Here is a 2,046-nt window from a genome sequence, read left to right as displayed (position 1 = left end):
GCCTGGCACGCCGCCGCGTCGACGTCCTATGGGCACTGCTGCGTGACAACCGACCCTTCGAGGCCGCCCCGCCGTCAAGGAAGGAACTGCCCGCAACGCCTTGACAAAGTCATTGAGAATCCACCGACCGGCAGCGGCAACGGGTCCCGGCTGGCTGAGGTTGTCGCTGGCGGCATGACCGCAGGGGTGGGGGCCTGACCTCGCTGTCAGGTGGTTCCACTCGGGGTCCGGGCGGGCCGATCGCTCGGCGGTTGGTCAGGTGGGCGCCGCGGTGGGCGGACCGCAGCCGTGGCCGAAGAGCCGGAGCCAGTCGGGTTCCCATGGCCAGGCGCGCGGGAGGTGCAGCGTGATTCGCCGGGCGGAGGACGCCAGGCGGGCCGGGACGGTGATGAGCTTGCGGCGGATCGTGGCCGTGGTCGCTCGTGCCAATCGCGGGCCGGTGAGCGTCGCTGCGGCGCGGGTGAGGTTGAACGCGATCACCGCGAGGACCAGCCAGGCAGCGTTCGCCGCGAACTTGCCAGAGGGCAGGTGCGCCAACGCGGAGTTCTTCAGGTCGGCGTGGACCTGCTCGATGACCGCGTGCCCACGATGGGTCTTGTCGGCTGCGACGGTGTCCAGCACGGTGGGGTCGGTGGTGGTGAAGAAGGCATGGAACCGCCAGGTGTCGAACAGCGTCTCCTGCCCATCAGACGACTTCGGGCTGAGGTCGGGGATGCGTCGGACTACCAACCTGCCCGACACTCGGTCGGCCTTCTTCTGGGCGGAGAACGCGGTGAACGGCACCTCGGCGACCTCGGCGCGGGAGACCCAGGATCCGGTGGCCTCGTCGAAAATGGCGTCGGTGTACTCGATGGTGGTCCACGCGTCGTCGTCGATCGCGGCGATGGCGGCCTTGACGGCCTTGTCCATCCGGACGGTGACCGAGACGTCGGCACCGGCCCGGACCGCGGCGCCGACCAGGCCACGCCCGTAGAACGCCGAATCGGCCCGGACCAGCGGCGTTGCGTCCGTCAGCGCGGCGGTGGTCTTCAGCGCGTCGGCGACCAGGCGTTTCGCGCCGCGTGGGGAGCCGCACGAGCCCTTCCGCAGCCGTTGGGCGACCACCACCGGTGCGGCGTTGGGGGTCGTCACTGTCGCCAGGAGGGCGTTGAGCCCACGGACGCCGGAGTAGCCGAACCCGGCACCTTGTTTGGCATAGCCGTGGACCTCGATGACGGTGTCGTCGACGTCGACCAGAACATGCTCGGACTCCGGTGAAGGCTGCCCCAGGAGCGGTGCCTGGTCCGCGAGCGCGACCAGGAACCGGGAGGCCACCGCGTCGAGCTGGCGGACGTGACCGAAGGTGAACGCCCGCAGAAACGACCCCAGGGTCGAGGGCGCGTATGCGCGGGCGAAGACCCGGCTCATGCCACCGTGTCGCAGCAGCGCCATGTCGTCGATGCTGTCGGCGCCGGCCACCATCCCGGCGACCAGTGAGGTCACCTTCAATCCCGCGTTCGCGCCCTTGTCGGTCGGCACCGACAGACGGTCTTGTGCCAGCGATCCGAGCCCCGCCGATTCCGCCAGCGCCACCACCGGAACCAGCCCCGCCGACGACAGCAGATTCGGGTCATCGAACACCGCCGACGTCGCCCCAGTGGTGTGAGAAAGTTGCATCTGTCGGATGCCCTTCGTGCTTCGTCGAGTGGAACCGTAGAGAAGTCCCATTCTTCAAGCCCGCAAGGGCATCCGTCCGTTACGGCACGCTCACGCCACTCGACGACCGTCGATCATCGGTGGATTCTCAATGACTTTGTCAAGCCGATTGGGCCAGCTGTTTCCGGACTGGCGGGGTGGGCTCGAAGGGTCGGTTGTCGCGTAGGAGGGCCCATAGGACGTCGACTCGTCGGCGGGACAGGGCGATGAGGGCTTGGACGTGTTTGTCGCCCTCACTGCGCTTCTTCAGGTAGTAGTCGCGGTTGGGTCCCTCGCGCATCATCGCTGACTGCGCGGACAGGTAGAACACGCGGCGCAGCTTGCGGGAGTAGCGCACCGGGCGGTGCAGGT

At 68.4% G+C, this 2,046-nt stretch carries 1 protein-coding gene and 1 pseudogene; both read right to left on the bottom strand.

The window, feature by feature from the left end:
• Nucleotides 1-255 precede the first annotated feature (255 nt).
• Nucleotides 256-1,656 (bottom strand): IS1380 family transposase, encoded by a 1,401-nt coding sequence (locus ACYVID_RS18105; protein WP_460739460.1) that lies wholly within the window; start codon nt 1,654-1,656, stop codon nt 256-258.
• Between the two features lie 139 nt (nt 1,657-1,795).
• Nucleotides 1,796-2,046, bottom strand: a pseudogene (locus ACYVID_RS18100) (hypothetical protein); the annotation flags it as partial.

It is taken from the genome of Nocardioides ginkgobilobae (genome assembly GCF_054781275.1).
This window is presented reverse-complemented; position numbering and strand designations above follow the sequence as displayed.